This is a genomic window from Salipiger sp. ABN3_019 (genome assembly GCF_056158605.1).
In genome coordinates, this window is sequence record NZ_JBSWTP010000009.1 from 1,627,105 (window position 1) to 1,644,156 (window position 17,052).

Sequence of the window (17,052 nt, forward strand, 5' to 3'; positions counted from 1 at the left end):
GGGTGAAAAACGAACGCCGCGCTACGATGAAAAAGCGCCAGCCCGCCGGGACGGGCCGGCGCTCGCCCGGCGGCTTCGCCTTGATTCCGGGCGCAGTCCAGCGCTCGCAAATATACCCTCAGGCCACGTTCTCGAGCTTGTTGTCCGGCGTCACGCCAAGGGCGTAGCACACGTCGCGGGTCAGCTCGGGGCGGTTGAGCGTATAGAAGTGCAGCTTGTCGACGCCGCCTTCGAGCAGCTCGTTGCACAGCTCGGTGCACATCGCCGTGGCCAAAAGGTCCTGACGGTCGTCGCGCTCGGCCTTCTCGAAGGCCTCGATCACCCAAGCGGGGATCTTGGTGCCGGTGGCTTCGGCGAAGCGGCGCGCGCCCTTCCAGTTCTCGATCGGCAGGATGCCCGGCACGATCGGCTTGTCGATCCCGGCCTTCTCGCATTCGTCGCGGAAGCGGAAGAAGCTCTCGGCCTCGAAGAAGAACTGCGTCAGCGCCTCGGATGCGCCCGCGTCGAACTTGCGCTTGAGGTAGTCCACATCCGCCGTGGCGGTGGGCGCCTCGGGGTGCTTGTCGGGGTAGGCGCCGACGCGGATGGTGAAATCGCCCGCCTCGCGCAGCGCCTCGATCAGTTCGATCGACGAGTTGAAGCCCTCGGGGTGCGGGGTGAAGCCGCTGGCGCCCTTGGGCGGGTCGCCGCGCAGCGCAACGATGTCGTTCACGCCGGCCTCTTTGAACTGGCGGGCGATGGCCAGCGTTTCCTCGCGGGTGGCGTCGACGCAGGTGAGATGCGCGGCGACCTTCAGGCCCGAGTTCTTATGCAGCGTCGCCACCACGTCACGGGTCAGCTCGCGGGTGGTGCCGCCCGCGCCATAGGTCACCGACACAAAGCGCGGACCCAGCGGCGAGAGCGCCTGCACGGTGTCCCACAGGCGGAAGGTCGCCTCGATGTTGCGGGGCGGGAAGAACTCGAATGAGATGTCGGGGCGCGTCATGGGCCGGGACTCCAGTTTGGATTTCGGTCCTTGTGACAGAAGAGCGTCCGTGAGACAAACTCATACTTCTCAAGAACAACATGAGGCGAACGCGAAGATGCACATCGAGTTCCGTCACCTGCGCACGATCAAAGCCATCCATGAAGCAGGGGGGCTCGCGCGTGCCGCCGATCAGCTGAACATAACGCAATCGGCGCTTTCGCACCAGATCAAGGGGCTGGAGGATCAGGCCGGGGTGGAGCTTTTCGTGCGCCGTTCAAAGCCGATGAAGCTGTCGGCGGCGGGGCTGCGGCTGCTGCGGCTGGCGGATCAGGTGCTGCCGCAGGTCGATGCGGCGCTGGCCGAGTTCGACGGGCTGCGCGAGGGTTCGGCGGGGCGGCTGCATATCGCCATCGAATGTCACGCCTGTTTCGAATGGCTTTTCCCGGTGCTCGAGGGTTTCCGCAAAAGCTGGGGCGACGTGGATGTGGACATCCGCCCCGGCCTCGCCTTCGACGCGCTTCCGGCGCTGATGAAGGAAGAGGTCGACGTGGTGATCTCTTCCGACCCCGAGGACCTGCCGGGCATCACCTTTACGCCGCTCTTCGAGTACCATCCGGTCTTTGTCGCCTCCTCGCAGCATCCGCTGGCCGAGAAGCCGTGGATCGAGGCGCAGGACTTCCGCGGCGAGACGCTGATCACCTATCCGGTGGAGCGCTCGCGGCTCGATATCTTCTCGCAATTGCTGAGCCCGGCAAAGGTCGAACCGGCGGCGATTCGCCAAGTGGAGCTTACTGCGGTGATTCTGCTATTGGTTGCATCGAATCGCGGCGTTTCAGTTTTACCGGATTGGGTGGTGCGCGAGGTGAAGTATAATTCCGATTATATCACCCGCCCGCTGACCGAAGCGGGGATCACCCGGCGGCTCTATGCGGCAACGCGCAGCGAGGATCTGGAAAAACCCTATATGCAGGATCTGATCCGGCTGGCCGGGCAGGAGGCACGCCGCCTGCAGGCGCAATAGGCGTCTACGAGGGTCCCAAAAAACAAAACGCGCCGGAGCCACAGGGCAGGCCGACGCGCAGGCAAAGACTTATTGGACCCGACCCCAAGAAGGGGGAGGGTCAGATTTGAAGATTTTGATTTTTAAAGAGTTTTCAGGTCAGACGCCATCATGCGTCCGTCGCGACCTTCCTTGAGCTCGTAGCTCACTTTCTGGTTGTCGGCGAGGCCGGTGAGCCCAGAACGCTCAACAGCCGAGATATGGACGAAGACGTCCTTGCCGCCTTCTTCAGGTGCGATGAAGCCGTAGCCTTTGGTGGTATTGAACCATTTCACGGTGCCGCTCGGCATGTCTCCGTGCTCCTTCCAACTTTCCTGTTTCTGCCCGTAATGCGGGCGCCCCGTCACATTCGCCTCTCAGGGAAAGGAAGCCGGTCCCAGCGGATTTCCTGACTTTCCGGGTCTGATCATCGAAGGTCACGACCCAAGAGTTGCATGGTGCCTGCAAAAATCAAGCGAAAGGCTTCGCACCTGCGGCATTAAGCAATAAATTGTGCCCGGAAGATGAAGGAGATGGCGTATGCTGATCTACGGGTTAAAGACCTGCGATACCTGCCGGAAGGCGGTGAAAGCCCTGCCGCAGGCGGAATTTTTGGATGTTCGCGCTGACGGTGTGCCGACCGATGTGCTGGAAGCGGCGCTGACGCGCTTCGGCGACAAGCTGCTGAACACCCGCTCGACCACATGGCGCGGTCTGGACGAGGCAGAACGCGCGCGCCCGCCGCTGGAATTGCTGGCCGACCATCCGACGCTGATGAAACGCCCGCTGATCGTGGACGGCGACAGCATGTATCTGGGCTGGACGAAGGACGTGCAGGCGGCGCTGGCGGGCTGAGGATCTCGCCCGGAACCAAGGCGAAGCCGCCGGGCGAGCGAACGTCCGGCTCTGATTGCACCGGCTACCGCGACGAAAAAAAGCCCCGGGCGCAGGCCCGGGGCTTTCTCATGTCACGAACTGAACAGCTCAGCGCAGATCGGGCGCGGTGGCATCCAGCGACAGCGCGGCGACCAACTCGTCGAGCGCCTGCACCTGGGTCTGCTTCTCGCCGAGGCGGCGCACGGTGACCGTGCGTTCCTCGACCTCGCGGTGCCCCACGGCAAGGATCACCGGCACTTTGCCGACCGAGTGCTCGCGCACCTTGTAGTTGATCTTCTCGTTGCGCGTGTCGGCCTCGGCCCGCACACCCGCATCGCGCAGCGCGGCGACGACCTCATTCACATAGTCATCCGCCTCGGAGGTGATCGAGGCGACCACCACCTGCCGCGGCGCCAGCCAGAACGGCAGCTTGCCGGCGTGTTCCTCGATCAAGATGCCGATGAACCGCTCGAAGCTGCCCAGCACGGCGCGGTGCAGCATGACGGGGCGGTGCTTCTCGCCGTCCTGACCGATGTAGCTCGCATCCAGACGCTCGGGCAGGTTGGGGTCCACCTGCAGCGTGCCGCACTGCCAGTCCCGGCCGATCGCGTCGGTCAGGGTGAACTCCAGCTTCGGGCCGTAGAAAGCGCCTTCGCCTTCCTGCAGCTCAAAGTCGTAGCCCGCGGCCTTGCAGGCATCGCCAAGCGCCGCCTCGGTGCGGTCCCAGCTCTCGTCCGAGCCGATGCGCTTTTCGGGGCGGGTCGAGAGCTTGATCGTCCAGTTCTCGAAGCCCAGATCGGAATAGATCGACGCAAGAAACTCGATGAACTTCTTGGTTTCCGCCTCGATCTGCGCGTCGGTGCAGAAGATATGCGCGTCGTCCTGGGTGAAGCCGCGCACCCGCATGATGCCGTGCAGCGCGCCCGAGGGCTCGTAGCGGTTGCACGAGCCGAACTCGGCCATGCGCAGCGGCAGGTCGCGGTAGGACTTCAGGCCCTGATTGAACACCTGCACGTGGCACGGGCAGTTCATCGGCTTGAGCGCGTTGATCGCCTTCTCGCGGGCATGTTCCTCGTCCACTTCGACGATGAACATGTTCTCCTGGTAGTTGTCCCAGTGCCCCGAGGCTTCCCACAGCTTGCGGTCCACAACCTGCGGCGTGTTCACCTCCACATAGCCGTCCCGCTCTTGGCGGCGGCGCATGTAGTCCTGCAGTGTGGTGTAGATTTTCCAGCCATTGGGGTGCCAGAAGATCTGCCCCGGCGCTTCCGGCTGCAGGTGGAACAGATCCATCTCGCGGCCCAGCTTGCGGTGATCGCGCTTGGCGGCTTCCTCAAGGAAGTTGAGGTATTTCTTCAGCTCGTCGCGGTTGCGGAAGGCCACGCCGGTGATCCGCTGCAGCATCGGGCGCGAGGTGTCGCCGAACCAATAGGCCCCCGAGACGCCCATCAGCTTGAAGGCGTCGGCGGGCAGCTGCCCGGTGTGCTGCAGGTGCGGGCCGCGGCAGAGGTCCTGCCACTCACCGTGCCAGTACATACGGATCGGCGCACCTTCGGGGATGCGGTCCACCAGCTCGACCTTGTAGCCCTCGCCGCTGTCCTCGTAGAACTTGCGCGCGCGGTCGCGGTCCCAGATCTCGGTCTTCACCTCGTCACGGGCGGCGATGATCTCTTTCATCTTCGCCTCGATCTGCCCCAGATCCTCGGGGGTGAAGGGCTCGGCGCGGTCGAAATCGTAGAACCAGCCGTATTCGGTGACCGGGCCGATGGTGACCTTGGTGTCGGGCCAGATCGCCTGCACGGCGCGCGCCATGACGTGCGCCAGATCGTGGCGGATCAGCTCGAGCGCCTGCTCTTCGTCCTGCAGGGTGTGGATCGCGATCGTGCTGTCGGCGTCGATGGGCCACTGCAGGTCCCAATGCGCGCCGTTCACGGTGGCGGAGATGGCCTTTTTGGACAGGCTCTTGGAGATGGCGGCAGCGACCTCGGCAGGGGTCACACCCTGCTCGAATTCGCGCGCGTTACCATCAGGAAATGTCAGGGAAATCTGGCTCATTGGCCTAGTCTCCTCGTCGGTCTGGCGCCCACGGAACGCCCGGTTGCGGGTTATATGTCGTGCCGCCTTGTGGCGCCCGCGGGTAGGGGTGTCAAGCCAAGGGTGCTTCTTCTCTTTTCAAATACGCCGGGCCAAATACACCGGGGGAGGTCGCGGCGCAGCCGCGGCGGGGGCAGAGCCCCCTACATCACCGTAGCCATCAAGTCCGAAGGGCTAGGCAAGTGCTTGGCGATGCGCCACGCTGGCCAAGGTTCACGGAGAGCTCTATGCGCACATTCGACGACATCCTTCAAATCGCCGCCGAGCGCCATGGCGGGCGCGATGCGGCGCTTGCCGAGATTCCCGCGCCGCTGCCGCCCGAAGAGATCGCCGCGCTGCCTGACGCGCGCTTTCTTGCGGCCATGGCCCGCGGCATCTTTCAGGCCGGGATCAGCTGGAAGGTGGTCGATGCCAAATGGCCCGGCATCACCGAGGCGTTCCATAATTTCGAACCGGGCCCGGTCTCGATGATCGAAGGCGAGGCGCTGGATGCGCTTCTGTCGGACCGGCGGGTGATCCGCTCGGGGCCGAAAATCACCGCGATCCGCGACAACGCCGTGTTCATCCTCGACACCGCCGCCGAGCACGGCAGTTTCGCCCGCCGTATCGCCGATTGGCCGGTCAGCGAGTTCGACGCGCTGCTCGATTGGCTCAAGCGCAGCGGCGCGCGTCTCGGCGGCAACACCGGCGCCTATATGCTGCGCGCCGTGGGCAAGGATGGCTATGTGCTCAGCCGCGACGTGGTGGGGCGGCTGATCGCCGAAGGGGTGATCGACAAGACGCCAACCTCCCGCCGGGCGATGGCGGCGGTGCAGGGGGCGTTCAACCTCTGGGCAGAGCAAAGCGGCCAGCCGCTGACCACCATCAGCCGGGTGCTCGCGCGCAGCATCGGCTGAAAGGCGCAGCCCGGCGGGAACCTGCCGATGCGCTGCCGCGTTCTCCTGCCGGACCCACTGGCCCAGACCCACCGGCCCAGACCCACCGACATGGCAACAGCGGCAGGCACAGAGACATGACCCATATCGACGAGACGCGGCTTTACGACACCCTCACCGAAGGCGAGGACGGGGCGCCGCCCTCCGAGGCCCGCAACGGGCTGCGTCATGTGGCCTCGCTGTCGATGACCAAGCTCGCCGACGGGCTGATCAATCCCAAGCTGGTACTGACGTGGCTGGCGCAGACGCTCGGCGCTCCGGCGGCCATCTCCGGGCTGCTGGTGCCGATCCGCGAGGCGGGGGCGCTGCTGCCGCAGCTGCTGCTGGCGGGCGTGGTGCGGCGCTCGAAACAGCGCAAGTGGGTCTGGGTCGCGGGCTCGGTCGGGCAGGGGCTTGCGGCGGCTGCCATGGTCGTCGTGGCGCTGACCCTGCAGGGGGTGGCCGCCGGGATCGCGCTATGCCTGCTGCTCGGGCTGCTGGCGCTGTCGCGCGCCGCCGCCTCGGTGAGCTACAAGGACGTTCTGGGCAAGACCGTTTCGAAGACCCGGCGCGGTTCGATTACCGGCACGGCAGGCTCGGTCGCCTCTGCCGGGGTGGTGGTCTTTGCACTGCTGCTGATGTCGGGTCTCTTGCAGGACGTGCCGCCCATCGCGGTGGCCATCGGCATCGCCGCAGCGCTCTGGCTAGGGGCCGCTGCGCTGTTCTCCACGCTCGAGGAAGAGGACAGCGCGCCCGAGACCGACGCGCAGCCGATCGATCTGTCGCCGCTGCGCGAAGACCCGCAGTTCCGCCGCTTCATCGCCTGCCGCGGCGCGCTGACTGTGACCTCGCTGGCGCCGCCCTATCTGGTGCTGCTCGAACAGCATGAGGGCGCGCTGCAAAAGCTCGGTGCCATGGTGCTGGCCTCGGCGCTGGCGGCCTTCGTGTCGAGCTGGGTCTGGGGGCGGCTGGCCGACCGCTCGTCGCGCAAGGTTCTGATGCTGTCGGGATTTGCCGGGGCCGCGGCGATGGCGCTTGCGGTTGTGGCGGCGCTGCTGGGCTGGACCGATCCGGTCTGGGTGACACCGGTGCTGCTCTTTGCGCTGCTGATCTCTTACCAAGGCGTGCGGCAGGGGCGCTCGACCTATCTCGTGGACATGGCGCCGGAGGAGGGCCGTGCCAGCTATGCCGCGCTTGCCAACACGCTGATTGGCGGGCTGCTGCTGCTCACCGGCGCGCTCGGCGGCGGTCTGGCGGTGATTGGCCCGGTGGCGGCGCTGGCGGGCTTTGCGGTGCTGAGCCTCATCGGCGGCGTCATCGCCATCGGCCTGCATGAGGTCGAAAAGAAGGATCAGCACGGCAAGAGCGCCTGACGCGCCTGCGCCCGCACCGCGCGGGTGAGCGGCGCCAGCGCGCCAGAGACCAGCCGGTTGACCTGCCAGTGCAGCGCGATCTCTTCGGGTTGTTCGGGGGCGAGCGAGACGAGGTCTCCGCTCGCCAGCAGCGGCGCGGCAAGATGTTCGGGGTTCAGCCCCCATCCCAGCCCCAGCCGCGCGGCCTCTACAAAGCCTTGGGTCGAGGGGATGCGATGCGTGGGGGGCAGCAAAGCCTCGCCCGTCACCCGCCGCAGCCAGTCGTGCTGCAGCGCGTCCTTGCCGTCAAACTGCAGCAGCGGCGCGCGGGCAAACGCCTCCAGCGTCGGGCCTTGCGGGAAATAGCGCGCGTGGAACTCTGGCGAGCAGGTCGCCAGATAGCGCATCCGGCCCAGCGGCACGGCATCGCATCCCTGCACCGGGCGGGCGTGGTCGCAGATCGCCGCCGACACCTCTCCGCGCCGCAGCCAGTCGGCCGAGAACGCCTGATCGTCCAGCACGATTTCGAACAGCATTTCGAGCCCGGTCAGCGCGGGCAGGAGCCATGTCCCGAGGCTGTCGGCATTCACCGCCAGCCGCAGCCGAGCCTGCGGCGCCATCTGTCCCAGATCATGGCCGAGATCGCGCGCCAGCGCCGCCTCAAGCAGCGCCACCTCCGAGGCGTGCCGCGCGAGGCGCGCACCGGCGGGCGTGGCGGTGCAGGGCGTGGCACGGATCACCAGCGCTGCGCCCGCGCGGTCCTCCAGCGCCTTGATGCGCTGCGAGATCGCCGAGGGCGTGACGCTGAGCTGCCGCGCCGCAGCGTCGAAGCTGCCAAGCCGGAGCACCGCTTCCAGCGCGGCGAGTTGAGAGGGATCGTACTGCATTAGCGCATCTTAACTAGCCGCAGATTGTTTAACTAGTCTTTCCGAAACGCCGCGTGTTAGCCGGGCTGCAACGCTAAAAAACGGAGAGACATCATGCAGGCAGCAGCTGCCGGGTTCGCCCTTGGGCTTTCGCTGATCGTGGCGATCGGAGCGCAGAATGCGTTTGTGCTGCGGCAGGGGCTGCGCCGCGCGCATGTGCTGCCGGTGGTGCTGGTATGTGCTCTGTCGGACGCCGTGCTGATCGTCGCGGGCGTCACCGGTTTTGGCCTTCTGGCGGCGCAGCTGCCGGGGCTGGAGACCGCCATGCGCTGGCTCGGCGCCGCCTTCCTGACGGTATACGGCGCGCGCACGCTGCTCGCGGCGTGGCGCGGCGGTGGCGCGCTGCGGGCCGAAGAGGCACCGGGCAATGGCACGTTGCGGCGCGCGGTGCTGACCTGCCTCGCGCTGACGTGGCTGAACCCGCATGTCTATCTCGACACGGTGATGCTGCTGGGCGCGGTCTCGGCGCAATATCCCGACCGGTTGGCGTTTGGGGCAGGGGCGGTGACCGCGTCCGTCATCTTCTTCTTCGCGCTTGGCTTTGGCGCGCGGCTTCTGGCGCCGGTCTTTGCGCGGCCCGTCGCGTGGCGCGTGCTGGACCTCGGGATCGGTCTGACCATGTGGGCGATTGCCCTCAAGCTGCTGCTGGGATGAGCGCGGCCCCTTGCGCCTGACGCTGGGCGGGCTACCAAAGAGCGCATGAGCACGAAGCAATCGAACCCGGTGCGGGGCATCCTCTTCATGGTCGTCACGGGGCTCTGCTTCGTGGCGGTGACCGTCACCGTCAAGCTGCTGCACGGACGGGTGCCTGCGGCGGAATCGGCCTTCCTGCGCTATCTCTTCGGGCTGGTGTTTCTGATCCCGGCGTGGCGCGCGCTGCGCGACCTGCGGATGACGGGCCGCCAGTGGCGCCTGTCGGCGCTGCGCGGCGCGGCGCAGACGCTTGGGGTGATCTGCTGGTTCTTCGCCATGTCGCGCATCCCGCTCGCCGAGGTCACGGCGATGAACTACCTCACGCCGATTTATGTGACGGTGCTGGCGGTGCTGGTGCTGGGAGAGCGGCTCGCGCTGCGCCGGATGCTGGCGATCGTCGCGGCGCTTGGCGGCGCGCTGCTGATCCTGCGACCGGGGTTCCGCGAGCTTGATCCGGGGCATTTCGCCATGCTCGGGACATCCATGATGTTCGCCATCTCCTATCTCATCGCCAAGATCATCACCGACGAGCTGTCGCCCGCCGTGGCGCTGGCGCTGCTATCGATCTCGGTGACGCTGGGGCTGTTTCCCTTCGCGCTGTCGGTCTGGGTCTGGCCAAGCTGGACCGACGCGGCGATCCTTTTCGCCACAGCCGCCTTCGCCACCGGCGGGCACTATGCGATGGTGCTGGCCTTCGCCAATGCCCCGGTCACCGTCACCCAGCCCATCACCTTCCTGCAGCTGGTCTGGTCGATCACCATCGGGGCGCTGTTCTTTGCCGAGCCGGTGGATCCTTTCGTGGTCGCGGGCGGGCTGGTGATCATCGGCTCGGTGCTGTTCATCACGCTGCGCGAGGCGATGCTGAAACGCCGGATCACCCCGTCGGGGCCGGACACCAAGTTCTGAGGCCGAATTCTGCAGCAGGGTCGGGAGTGTCGCACTGGAAACAGTGCGTTTCCTGATCATGAAAAATCCCCAAGTGCATCGCATTTCGGCCCCAATCCACCCGCAGGGTTTCCCATGTAGAAACAGTTTTATTGGGTGTGTATCCATGTTTGCCGAGAACCGACTGACCGAAGAGTTTGACGCCGTCACCGCCTTTCTTCTGAGCGAGCGGCAAAAGTCCCTGTCCGAAGCCGAATGGCGCTTTCGCGTGAAGGGCTATGGCTATGCGCTGCGCCGGAGCGCGCGCGGTGTCGAGGTCTCCCGCCTGCCGCAGAACCGGCATCTGGGCACGCTTGACGCCTGAGTGCGGGGCAGGGCATGGGGGGCGCGTCCGAGCTTCGTGACGGCGCTGTGCCAGCCGCCACGCCGGGTTCATGCACGGTCTTGGGTATGATCCGGAAGGCATCTTAACGAAGGTTAATGAATTTGGTTGAACTTGCCGCGCCATGCGGCGATTTTGGCCTAATGATCTATATACGTTCACTTTTTGTTGGTGCTTTGGGCTCACTCCTTGCCCTAACGTCACCCGCGCCTGCCGCACAATCGAGTTTCAGCGGATCGCTGCATGTGATCGACGGCGATACTTTCGATGTCGGCGACGTGCGCGTCCGTCTCTTTGGCGTCGACGCGCCCGAGCAGGGCCAGACCTGCGGCGGCGACGGAACGCCGCAATGGAATTGCGGCGCTTGGGTCACCGATGAGGTGCGCGCGCGCTACGACGGCCGCCGCGCGCGCTGCGAGCGGCTCGACACAGATCGCTATGGCCGGGCCGTGGCGCGCTGCTCTGTGGATGGCAAGGACATGGGCCGCACGCTGGTGTCCGAGGGGCTGCTCTTTGCCTATCGCGACTATTCCATGGACTATGATCTCGACGAGAAACGCGCCGCCGTCCGGGGTGTCGGGCTGCATGGCGCGCAGGTGCAGCGCCCGGCGGCCTATCGCGCCGAGACCCGCCGCGCCGCCAATGCCGCGGCATTGGAAGAGGCGCCCGAGGGCTGTGTGATCAAGGGCAATATCTCGTCCAAGGGCGCGCGCATCTACCACAGCCCGGGACAGCAGCACTATGGGCCGACGCGGATCGACGAAAGCGCGGGCGAGCGGTGGTTCTGCTCTGCCGCAGAGGCCGAAGCCGCAGGCTGGCGACCGGCGCGGCGCTAGGGGCCAAAATGACCTCGGGGCACGTTGATCCGCATCAAAGTGGACGGGCGCCGGGCGTGGCAAGACAGGGGCAAGACAAGAAAAGGAGGCACCTGCCCATGTCCCATGTTCCGCATTCCCTCGCCGAAGAATTCCCGCAGTTCGCCGAGCGTATCTCGGTCCTGAAGCAGCAGGGCGGCCATTTCTCCACGCTGGCCGAGCGCTACTACGAGGTGAACCGCGAGGTGCATGGTGCCGAAAGCGGGCTCACCCCGATGGAGGCGCTGGCCGAGGCCGATCTGCGCAAGCGCCGTGCCGCGCTGAAAGACGAGATCTACGCGCTGCTGGTGGCCGACGCCGAAGAGGCCTGAGCCCGATAACGGTCAGTCGAGCAGCGGCTCGATCTGGCCGGTGATCGGCGCCGAGAGGGGCAGCGTGGTGCTGCCCCAGCCCGCGACATAGTCGCCATCGGGGCCGATCAGCACTTTGTTGAAATTCCACGACGGGGCGTAGCCGTGCTCTTCCGACAGTTGCCGGAAGAACGGGTGCGCCTCTTCGCCTTTGACATGGGTGATCGTGGTCATCGGCAGGTCGATGTCGAAGTTCAATTCGCAGAACTCCTTGACCGCCGCGTCGCTGTTCAGCTCTTGCTTGAAGTCATCCGACGGCACGGCGACGACCACCAGCCCGCGCGCGCGGTAACGGTCGTAGAGATCCTGCAGCCCGTCGAACTGCCCGGCAAAGCCGCAGCGCGAGGCGGTGTTGACCACCAGCACCGGCTGGCCGCGCCATTGCGCAAGGTCGAGCGTCCCGCCGTCGATCGACTGGAACTCGGTGGTCTCGGAGGCCACCGCCAGCGGGGCCGCCGCGGGCAGGGTGACAAGGCCGAGCAGCAGGGCAAGAATACGCATCACGAACATCTCCTTTGCGCTCACAAATAGTCTCGGTGACGTGAAGTCAATGAAATGAATACGCAGGCGGGCGCGGATTGGATCTGCGCCCGCGCACATTTGCCGAAAACGCTTGGAGCACGGCGGAGGCGCGCCTATCTTCACCCTTCAGGAGGTGACGCCATGGCCGGAGGCTGGAGCCGCGACGGTGCGGTACAAGAGCAGATCGAAGACAGCATCAAGGACGAGCTTGCGCGGATGCAGGCCCGCAAGCGCCCCATGGGCGAGAGCGCGACCCATTGCGTCGAATGCGAAGAGCCGATCCCCGAAAAGCGCCGCACCGCCATTCCGGGCGTGAAGCTCTGCATCGACTGTCAGCAAGAGCGCGACGGCGCCTATCAGGCGCGCGGCGGGATCAACCGGCGCGGCTCGAAGGACAGCCAACTCAAGTAGGATCGTCGTCCCGGGTCTCTGCTTGGTTCTCTGCACGGTCGCGATTATCGCGCCGCCGCAGCGCGCGGCCCCGTTCGAGCCCGCGCCGGTAGAGCGGCATCACGTCCAGCATCGCCACGGCAAAGCCCAGCGGGATCATCCAAAAGCCCAGCACCGGCAGAAAGCCAAGAACGCCGCCGCAGATCAGCAGCAGGCCCAGCACCAGCCGCAGCCCCGGCGGCACCTTGCGGCGCACATGCACCAGAAAATGCTGCATCCGCCGCTTGATGCTGCGCTTTGCCCGCGGCCGGCCGGGGGCCGCTTGCGGCGTGCCTTGGCTGTCATCGTCGCGCGGCGGCATGGGGCGGATCCTCTGACTGCGGGGGAGAGTGGACCGTCATAGGTCCGAAAGAGAGGGGCGGGCACCTTCGCGCCCGCCCCGGAAGATCAGTCTTCCATCGCCTCAAGCTCGTCGATGAAGCCCTCGATCATCGACAGGCCCTTGTCCCAGAACTTGGGATCGGTGGCGTCGAGGCCGAAGGGCGCCAGCAGCGCTTTGTGGTGCTTCGACCCGCCCGCCTTCAGCATGTCGAAATACTTGTCCTGGAACCCTTCGGGGTTGGCCTCGTATTCCGCGTAAAGCGCGTTCACCAGCCCGTCACCGAAGGCATAGGCGTAGACGTAGAAGGGCGAGTGCACGAAATGCGGGATATAGGCCCAGAAGGTCTCGTAGCCTTCCATGAAGTCGAAGGCATCGCCGAGGCTTTCGGCCTGCACCGACATCCACAGCGCGTTGATGTCCTCGGGCGTCAGCTCGCCACCGCGGCGCGCCGCATGCAGTTTGCACTCGAAGTCATAAAAGGCGATCTGCCGGACGACCGTGTTGATCATGTCCTCGACCTTGCCCGCCAGCAGCACCTTGCGCTCGGCCTTGTCCTTGGCCTGATCGAGCAGGCGGCGGAAGGTCAGCATCTCGCCAAACACCGAGGCGGTCTCGGCCAGCGTCAGCGGGGTCGAGGCCAGCATCTCGCCCTGACCGGCGGCCAGCACCTGATGCACGCCATGGCCCAGCTCATGCGCCAGCGTCATCACGTCGCGCGGCTTGCCGAGGTAGTTGAGCAGCACATAGGGGTGCGCATCGGTGACCGTGGGGTGGGCAAAGGCGCCCGGAGCTTTGCCCGGGTTGGCGGCGGCGTCGATCCAGCCCTTCTTGAAGAAGGGCTCGGCGATCTCGGCCATGCGCGGATCGAAACCGGCATAGGCGTCCATCACGGTCTTTTCCGCCTCGTCCCAGCCGACGATCCGGTCGGTCTCCATCGGCAGCGGCGCATTGCGGTCCCAGACCTGCATACGGTCGAGCCCCAGCCATTTGCGCTTCAGCTCGTAATAGCGGTGCGACAGGCGCGGGTAGGCATTGACCACGGCGTCGCGCAGCGCCTCCACCACTTCGGGCTCCACGTCATTCGCAAGGTGCCGGGCGTGCTGCGCGGTGGGCATCTTGCGCCAGCGGTCCATCACTTCCTTTTCCTTGGCCTGCGTGTTGTGCACGCGGGCGAAGGTGCGGATGTTCTGGCCAAAGACCCGTGCCAGTTCGTGGGCCGCGGCCTCGCGCTTTGCGCGGTCCTGTTCGGTCAGCAGGTTGAGCGTGCTCTCGATGCTCATCTCCTCGCCGTCCACGGTGAAGCTGAGCCCGGCGATGGTCTCGTCAAAGAGCCGCTCCCATGCGTCGCCGACCACGCCCATATCGTGCAGGAAATGCTCCATCTCGTCCGACAGCTGGTGCGGCTTCATCGCGCGGATGCGGTCGAAGGCGGGCTTGTAGCGGCCCAGCTCGGCATCGGCGGCAAAGAGCCCGTCAAGGACCTCATCGTCGAGCCGGTTCAGCTCGAGCGTGAAGAACACCAGCGGCGTGGTGAAATGGGTGATTTTCTCTTGGCAGTCCGACAGGAACTTGGCGCGCTCGGCATCGATGGTCAGCTGGTAGTAGCGCAGCCCGGCAAAGGACATGATGCGGCCCGCGACCGCCTCGATCTTTTCATGGCGCTGGATCATCTCGAGGAAGCCCGCGGCATCGAGCTCGCCCAGCTTGCCCTCGTAGTCATGCGCAAAGCGCGCGCAAGCGTCTTCCAGCCAGTCCAGATCGCGCTTCACCTCCGGCGCGTCGGGCGCGGGGTAGAGATCGGTCAGATCCCATTCCGGCAGATCGCCCAGGTTCTTGCCCCCGGCAGCGGCAGTGGCATCAAAAACGGGCCGAACGGTCATCGCGTCTCTCCTTGTTCTCATTGTTGGGAGACAGGTAAGAGCCCGCCCCCCGCAGGTTCAAGGGCAAAGCGCCGGCTGGCGCTCTGCCGCTTCGTCTAGATCAAAATATCCCAGGGTGAGGCGCGCAGCGCCGAGGGGCAGCGCCCCTTGCTGCCGCGCGCCCCGATGTCACTTTGCCACGCAGTCGGCGAAATACTCCACCGAGCCGTCGGGCATGACCTCCTGCACCAGCCCGTGGATGTCGGTCTCGAAGCCGGGGCAGGCGCGGGCGAACTCGCGGTTGAACCGCAGGTAGTCGACGATGCGCTTGTTGAACACCTCGCCCGGGATCAGCAGCGGGATGCCCGGCGGGTAGGGGGTGACCAGCGAGGTGGTGATCCGCCCTTCCAGCTCGTCGATCGGCACGCGCTGCGTGGTGCGGCGGGCGATATGGGCATAGGCCTCGCCGGGGTTCATCGCAGGCTCGAGGTCCGACAGATAAATCTCGGTCGACAGCCGTGCCACGTCGTATTGCGCGTATTGCGCGTGGACATGCTGGCACAGGTCCTTGAGCCCCATGCGCTCGTAGCGGCGGTGCTTCTGGCAGAACTCCGGCATCGAGCGCCACATCGGCTGGTTCTTGGCGTAATCATCCTTGAACTGCTGCAGCGCGGTCAGCAGCGTGTTCCAGCGGCCCTTGGTGATGCCGATGGTGAACATGATGAAGAAGCTGTAAAGCCCGGTCTTTTCCACCACCACGCCATGCTCGGCGAGATATTTGGTGACGATCGAGGCGGGGATGCCCCAGTCGTCAAACCGGCCATCGAGGTCGAGCCCCGGCGTGATGATCGTCGCCTTGATCGGGTCGAGCATGTTGAAGCCCGGCGCCATGTCACCAAAGCCGTGCCAGCTGTCGGTGCCGCTGCTCTCGACGCCCTCGGCATCGGTCTTCTTCAGCACCCAGTCGCGGGTGCGGCCCATGCCATCGCTGTTGTGGTCGAAATCCTCGGGGCCCCAGACTTTGAACCACCAATCGTCGGCGCCGTATTCCTCGTCGACCTTGTGCATGGCGCGGCGGAATTCCAGCGCTTCGACGATGCTCTCTTCAACCAGCGCGGTGCCGCCCGGCGGCTCCATCATCGCCGCCGCCACATCGCAGGAGGCAATGATGCTGTACTGGGGGCTGGTGGAGGTGTGCATGAGATAGGCTTCGTTGAAGAGATGCCGGTCGAGCTTGGTCTCTTCGCTGTCCTGCACCAGCACATGGCTGGCCTGCGAAATCCCCGCCAGCAGCTTGTGCACCGACTGGGTGGCATAGGTCACCGATTTCTTGGTGCGCCCGCGCTTGCGCCCCATGGCGTGATAGGTGCCATAGAACGGGTGGAAGGCGGCATGCGGCAGCCACGCCTCGTCGAAATGCAGGTTCTCGACATAGCCGTCGAGCAGCCCTTTGATCTCTTCGGTGTTGTAAAGAACCCCGTCATAGGTCGATTGCGTCAGCGTCAGGATGCGCGGCTGCACGGCGTCGGCATCCACGTCCTTCAGCAACGGGTTGGCGCGGATCTTGGCCTTGATGCTCTCGATCTCGAACTCGCTGCGCTGGATCGGGCCGATGATGCCCCAATGGTTGCGCGTCGGCTTGAGGAACACCGGGATCGCGCCGGTCATGATGATCGAGTGCAGGATCGACTTGTGACAGTTGCGGTCCACGACCACCACGTCACCGGGGGCCACGCTGTGGTGCCAGACCATCTTGTTGCTGGTCGAGGTGCCATTGGTCACGAAGAAGCAGTGATCGGCGTTGAAGATGCGCGCGGCATTGCGCTCGGATTCGCCGATGGCGCCATTGTGGTCGAGCAGCTGGCCCAGTTCCTCCACCGCGTTGCACACGTCGGCGCGCAGCATGTTCTCGCCGTAGAACTGGTGGTACATCTGGCCGATGGGGGACTTGAGGAACGCCACGCCGCCCGAATGCCCGGGGCAGTGCCACGAGTAGGACCCATCCTCGGCGTAATCGAGCAGCGCCTTGAAGAAGGGGGGCTGGATGCCTTCGAGATAGCTCTTGGCTTCGCGGATGATGTGCTTGGCGACGAACTCCGGCGTGTCCTCGAACATATGGATGAAGCCATGCAACTCGCGCAGGATGTCGTTGGGCAGGTGCCGCGAGGTCTTGGTCTCGCCGTAGATGTAGATCGGCACATCCTCGTTCTTCCAGCGCAGTTCCTCGATGAAGTTGCGCAGGTTGAGAACCGCCGGATCAAGTTCGGGGCCGGGAGAAAATTCCTCGTCGTCGATCGACAGCACGAAGGCGCTGGCGCGGGATTGCTGCTGCGCGAATTGCGACAGGTCGCCATAGCTGGTGACGCCCAGCACCTCGAACCCCTCGGACTCGATGGCTTCGGCGAGCGCGCGGATGCCAAGGCCCGAGCTGTTCTCGGAGCGGAAATCTTCGTCGATGATCACGATGGGGAAGCGGAACTTCATTCTTTTCTCCAACAGGGGGTCTTTCGTTGGGTGGATGTGCGGTCGCCGAGGCCGTGGGCCCC

General features: G+C 65.4%; 18 protein-coding genes. 10 read left to right on the forward strand and 8 right to left on the reverse strand.

Going from position 1 to position 17,052, the window contains the following annotated elements:
• Positions 1 to 118: 118 nt before the first annotated feature.
• The gene (gene metF, locus ACXAD2_RS15985) at positions 119 to 985 is read right to left on the reverse strand and encodes a methylenetetrahydrofolate reductase [NAD(P)H] (protein ID WP_475171848.1); all 867 of its coding nucleotides are present in this window, start codon (positions 983 to 985) and stop codon (positions 119 to 121) included.
• Positions 986 to 1,082: 97 nt separating this feature from the next.
• Between metF and ACXAD2_RS15990 the strand changes: the two genes are divergently transcribed.
• Positions 1,083 to 1,988: a LysR family transcriptional regulator gene (locus ACXAD2_RS15990; RefSeq protein WP_475171849.1), complete on the forward strand. Its 906-nt coding sequence runs from the start codon at positions 1,083 to 1,085 to the stop codon at positions 1,986 to 1,988.
• Positions 1,989 to 2,110: 122 nt separating this feature from the next.
• Here ACXAD2_RS15990 and ACXAD2_RS15995 read toward each other — a convergent pair whose 3' ends face one another.
• Positions 2,111 to 2,317, reverse strand: coding sequence for a cold-shock protein (locus ACXAD2_RS15995; RefSeq protein WP_008885598.1), 207 nt, complete (start codon positions 2,315 to 2,317; stop codon positions 2,111 to 2,113).
• A gap of 229 nt (positions 2,318 to 2,546) precedes the next feature.
• Between ACXAD2_RS15995 and ACXAD2_RS16000 the strand changes: the two genes are divergently transcribed.
• Positions 2,547 to 2,861: an arsenate reductase family protein gene (locus ACXAD2_RS16000; protein ID WP_475171852.1), complete on the forward strand. Its 315-nt coding sequence runs from the start codon at positions 2,547 to 2,549 to the stop codon at positions 2,859 to 2,861.
• A 129-nt stretch (positions 2,862 to 2,990) separates the two neighbouring features.
• Here ACXAD2_RS16000 and thrS read toward each other — a convergent pair whose 3' ends face one another.
• Positions 2,991 to 4,937 carry a threonine--tRNA ligase gene (thrS, locus tag ACXAD2_RS16005; RefSeq protein WP_475171853.1) on the reverse strand — a complete coding sequence of 649 codons (1,947 nt, stop codon included), beginning with the start codon at positions 4,935 to 4,937 and terminating at the stop codon, positions 2,991 to 2,993.
• 266 nt (positions 4,938 to 5,203) lie between these two features.
• Here thrS and ACXAD2_RS16010 point away from each other — a divergent pair, with 266 nt between their 5' ends.
• Both ACXAD2_RS16010 and ACXAD2_RS16015 read left to right on the forward strand, forming a co-directional pair.
• Entirely contained in the window at positions 5,204 to 5,872 is a 669-nt protein-coding gene (locus ACXAD2_RS16010; protein WP_475171855.1) for a DNA-3-methyladenine glycosylase I, read from the forward strand.
• 116 nt (positions 5,873 to 5,988) lie between these two features.
• The gene (locus tag ACXAD2_RS16015) at positions 5,989 to 7,263 is read left to right on the forward strand and encodes an MFS transporter (RefSeq protein ID WP_475171857.1); all 1,275 of its coding nucleotides are present in this window, start codon (positions 5,989 to 5,991) and stop codon (positions 7,261 to 7,263) included.
• Here ACXAD2_RS16015 and ACXAD2_RS16020 read toward each other — a convergent pair.
• On the reverse strand, positions 7,242 to 8,129 hold the full coding sequence (locus ACXAD2_RS16020; protein WP_475171860.1) for a LysR family transcriptional regulator ArgP: 888 nt from the start codon (positions 8,127 to 8,129) through the stop codon (positions 7,242 to 7,244). The genes ACXAD2_RS16015 and ACXAD2_RS16020 overlap by 22 nt on opposite strands.
• A gap of 93 nt (positions 8,130 to 8,222) precedes the next feature.
• Here ACXAD2_RS16020 and ACXAD2_RS16025 point away from each other — a divergent pair, with 93 nt between their 5' ends.
• The 5 genes from ACXAD2_RS16025 (at position 8,223) to ACXAD2_RS16045 (ending at position 11,314) form a co-directional block, all read left to right on the forward strand.
• Positions 8,223 to 8,822: a LysE/ArgO family amino acid transporter gene (locus ACXAD2_RS16025; RefSeq protein ID WP_475171861.1), complete on the forward strand. Its 600-nt coding sequence runs from the start codon at positions 8,223 to 8,225 to the stop codon at positions 8,820 to 8,822.
• 45 nt (positions 8,823 to 8,867) lie between these two features.
• Positions 8,868 to 9,767 (forward strand): DMT family transporter, encoded by a 900-nt coding sequence (locus ACXAD2_RS16030; RefSeq protein ID WP_224899611.1) that lies wholly within the window; start codon positions 8,868 to 8,870, stop codon positions 9,765 to 9,767.
• A gap of 145 nt (positions 9,768 to 9,912) precedes the next feature.
• The gene (locus ACXAD2_RS16035) at positions 9,913 to 10,110 is read left to right on the forward strand and encodes a hypothetical protein (RefSeq protein ID WP_066105746.1); all 198 of its coding nucleotides are present in this window, start codon (positions 9,913 to 9,915) and stop codon (positions 10,108 to 10,110) included.
• A gap of 263 nt (positions 10,111 to 10,373) precedes the next feature.
• Positions 10,374 to 10,964, forward strand: a complete 591-nt coding sequence (locus ACXAD2_RS16040; protein ID WP_475171864.1) for a thermonuclease family protein — start codon at positions 10,374 to 10,376, stop codon at positions 10,962 to 10,964.
• A 98-nt stretch (positions 10,965 to 11,062) separates the two neighbouring features.
• Positions 11,063 to 11,314: an HP1242/YdcH family protein gene (locus tag ACXAD2_RS16045; RefSeq protein ID WP_066105749.1), complete on the forward strand. Its 252-nt coding sequence runs from the start codon at positions 11,063 to 11,065 to the stop codon at positions 11,312 to 11,314.
• Between the two features lie 12 nt (positions 11,315 to 11,326).
• Here ACXAD2_RS16045 and ACXAD2_RS16050 read toward each other — a convergent pair whose 3' ends face one another.
• Entirely contained in the window at positions 11,327 to 11,854 is a 528-nt protein-coding gene (locus tag ACXAD2_RS16050) for a glutathione peroxidase (protein ID WP_224899617.1), read from the reverse strand.
• A 162-nt stretch (positions 11,855 to 12,016) separates the two neighbouring features.
• Here ACXAD2_RS16050 and ACXAD2_RS16055 point away from each other — a divergent pair, with 162 nt between their 5' ends.
• Positions 12,017 to 12,286, forward strand: a complete 270-nt coding sequence (locus ACXAD2_RS16055; RefSeq protein WP_164183903.1) for a DksA/TraR family C4-type zinc finger protein — start codon at positions 12,017 to 12,019, stop codon at positions 12,284 to 12,286.
• Here the strand turns inward: ACXAD2_RS16055 and ACXAD2_RS16060 are convergent.
• The 3 genes from ACXAD2_RS16060 to ACXAD2_RS16070 form a co-directional block, all read right to left on the reverse strand.
• On the reverse strand, positions 12,279 to 12,626 hold the full coding sequence (locus ACXAD2_RS16060; RefSeq protein ID WP_475171867.1) for a hypothetical protein: 348 nt from the start codon (positions 12,624 to 12,626) through the stop codon (positions 12,279 to 12,281). The two genes, ACXAD2_RS16055 and ACXAD2_RS16060, sit on opposite strands and share 8 nt — an antisense overlap.
• Positions 12,627 to 12,712: 86 nt before the next feature.
• Positions 12,713 to 14,527 carry a M3 family oligoendopeptidase gene (locus tag ACXAD2_RS16065; RefSeq protein WP_475171869.1) on the reverse strand — a complete coding sequence of 605 codons (1,815 nt, stop codon included), beginning with the start codon at positions 14,525 to 14,527 and terminating at the stop codon, positions 12,713 to 12,715.
• Positions 14,528 to 14,695: 168 nt separating this feature from the next.
• On the reverse strand, positions 14,696 to 16,990 hold the full coding sequence (locus tag ACXAD2_RS16070) for an Orn/Lys/Arg family decarboxylase (protein WP_475171870.1): 2,295 nt from the start codon (positions 16,988 to 16,990) through the stop codon (positions 14,696 to 14,698).
• Positions 16,991 to 17,052 lie beyond the last annotated feature (62 nt).

Excerpts from the sequence above, each read along its gene's own strand:
- metF (WP_475171848.1), bottom strand. The coding sequence starts at position 985 with ATGACGCGCCCCGACATCTCATTCGAGTTCTTCCCGCCCCGCAACATC.
- ACXAD2_RS15990 (WP_475171849.1), top strand. The coding sequence starts at position 1,083 with ATGCACATCGAGTTCCGTCACCTGCGCACGATCAAAGCCATCCATGAA.
- ACXAD2_RS15995 (WP_008885598.1), bottom strand. The coding sequence starts at position 2,317 with ATGCCGAGCGGCACCGTGAAATGGTTCAATACCACCAAAGGCTACGGC.
- ACXAD2_RS16000 (WP_475171852.1), top strand. The coding sequence starts at position 2,547 with ATGCTGATCTACGGGTTAAAGACCTGCGATACCTGCCGGAAGGCGGTG.
- thrS (WP_475171853.1), bottom strand. The coding sequence starts at position 4,937 with ATGAGCCAGATTTCCCTGACATTTCCTGATGGTAACGCGCGCGAATTC.
- ACXAD2_RS16010 (WP_475171855.1), top strand. The coding sequence starts at position 5,204 with ATGCGCACATTCGACGACATCCTTCAAATCGCCGCCGAGCGCCATGGC.
- ACXAD2_RS16015 (WP_475171857.1), top strand. The coding sequence starts at position 5,989 with ATGACCCATATCGACGAGACGCGGCTTTACGACACCCTCACCGAAGGC.
- ACXAD2_RS16020 (WP_475171860.1), bottom strand. The coding sequence starts at position 8,129 with ATGCAGTACGATCCCTCTCAACTCGCCGCGCTGGAAGCGGTGCTCCGG.
- ACXAD2_RS16025 (WP_475171861.1), top strand. The coding sequence starts at position 8,223 with ATGCAGGCAGCAGCTGCCGGGTTCGCCCTTGGGCTTTCGCTGATCGTG.
- ACXAD2_RS16030 (WP_224899611.1), top strand. The coding sequence starts at position 8,868 with ATGAGCACGAAGCAATCGAACCCGGTGCGGGGCATCCTCTTCATGGTC.
- ACXAD2_RS16035 (WP_066105746.1), top strand. The coding sequence starts at position 9,913 with ATGTTTGCCGAGAACCGACTGACCGAAGAGTTTGACGCCGTCACCGCC.
- ACXAD2_RS16045 (WP_066105749.1), top strand. The coding sequence starts at position 11,063 with ATGTCCCATGTTCCGCATTCCCTCGCCGAAGAATTCCCGCAGTTCGCC.
- ACXAD2_RS16050 (WP_224899617.1), bottom strand. The coding sequence starts at position 11,854 with ATGCGTATTCTTGCCCTGCTGCTCGGCCTTGTCACCCTGCCCGCGGCG.
- ACXAD2_RS16055 (WP_164183903.1), top strand. The coding sequence starts at position 12,017 with ATGGCCGGAGGCTGGAGCCGCGACGGTGCGGTACAAGAGCAGATCGAA.
- ACXAD2_RS16060 (WP_475171867.1), bottom strand. The coding sequence starts at position 12,626 with ATGCCGCCGCGCGACGATGACAGCCAAGGCACGCCGCAAGCGGCCCCC.
- ACXAD2_RS16065 (WP_475171869.1), bottom strand. The coding sequence starts at position 14,527 with ATGACCGTTCGGCCCGTTTTTGATGCCACTGCCGCTGCCGGGGGCAAG.
- ACXAD2_RS16070 (WP_475171870.1), bottom strand. The coding sequence starts at position 16,990 with ATGAAGTTCCGCTTCCCCATCGTGATCATCGACGAAGATTTCCGCTCC.